2 protein-coding genes are annotated in these 1279 nt (G+C 34.3%); both read right to left on the bottom strand.

The features are described 5' to 3' along the window. Positions 1-49 precede the first annotated feature (49 nt). A complete protein-coding gene (locus G632_RS22245) occupies positions 50-757 on the bottom strand; it encodes a transposase (RefSeq protein WP_022763605.1) in 708 nt (235 codons plus the stop codon). Between the two features lie 104 nt (positions 758-861). Continuing rightward, a partial coding sequence (locus G632_RS0118315; protein ID WP_026512704.1) for a transposase occupies positions 862-1279 on the bottom strand: 418 nt, incomplete at its 5' end.

The raw sequence follows: 1279 nt of genomic DNA on the forward strand, positions 1-1279 counted from the left end.
GTATAACAAAGTGAAACATTAGCTGGTATCAAATTGATACCAGCTTGTTTTATAATAGCGCAGAGAGGGAAAAATCTTTACTTTTATGTATAAAAGCCAACTTGCATTTTTTCTCTAGATTGACTAATCCACTTCTACCGTATACAATACGTTTGAGGACTTTGAATTTGTTGTTGTTTCCTTCAACAAATCCAGAACTTATAGAGAAGGATATCGCATTCTTGACCGGAAGGATATCCTTTTTTATTCCATTACAAAACGATTGTATTTCGCTCTCGCTATATTTTCTAAGATATTCATCTAATTTTTCTTCATCTTTTCCCATTAGCAAGGAATGGAATTCTTTGAACATTTTTTCAACTTTTGTAACAACAGGATAACTGCTTTTTATCTGACCAATATATTTTTCAATGACAGAATCTCGCTTTGTTTTAGGATTACACGTCAATATATATTTAAGTAAATCTGCTCTGCTGATTACAGTCACTTCTGGCGGTAATACCCATTCCATAGTTGTTTTTCTATTGAATAGGGCTCGGTCTGGAAAATTATTTTTCCCAATAATATAAATATAATTTTCGAGTTTGCGGTCAGAATCATGAAAGGATTCTTGATGCTTGATGTAAAAATAAATTATTTCGTTACTGAAACCGTCAGCCATCATTTTATAAATAACATTGAGCCATGCATTCATAGACGAATCCCGTTTCTTGTAATTCGTAGGATGGTCCAATGCAGCAATAGCCTCTTTCGTCATAAAAATATATTTTTTTGCTGTAAGAGAGGCGATTCCGAAAATTTCAGCTACTTCTTTTATCTGCGGCTTCTCCTGCTTTTTCCAATAAGCTTGTATCTCCCGAATTAATTGTTGTTTTTTTTCCTCTTTTCTTTCTGATGTTGATACTGTGGTGAATTCAGATCATGCTTTTTGTTATCATAAATCACTTCATTTCCATTGCAATCTACAGGTGGAGTATTATCGTAATGCAGACTGTCAAGAAATGGGAAATCCGGTGTCTTCTCTTTTAATATTTTTTCTGGTGCTTTTTCAGATATTTCTCCGTTTTGAATATATAGGCGGGGTGGCATTTCTTCCTTGAAAATATTTTTCATATATTCGAGAAGATTCTGCAATAAATGAAATCTGTCCGCTACCTGGATACATTCTGGAAGTACTTCGTTGATTGCGGAGGCATATGCACTTGCTCTATCTCTTGCAACAAGCCGTACTTTTTTATGTGATTTCAGCCATTCTTTTAATGGTACTCCATCCCGACCA

This window comes from Butyrivibrio sp. NC2007, assembly GCF_000421405.1.
In the GTDB taxonomy this organism is placed as follows: Bacteria; Bacillota; Clostridia; order Lachnospirales; family Lachnospiraceae; genus Butyrivibrio.

Coding starts and splice junctions, on each gene's coding strand:
- G632_RS22245 (WP_022763605.1), bottom strand. CDS start 757: ATGACGAAAGAGGCTATTGCTGCATTGGACCATCCTACGAATTACAAG.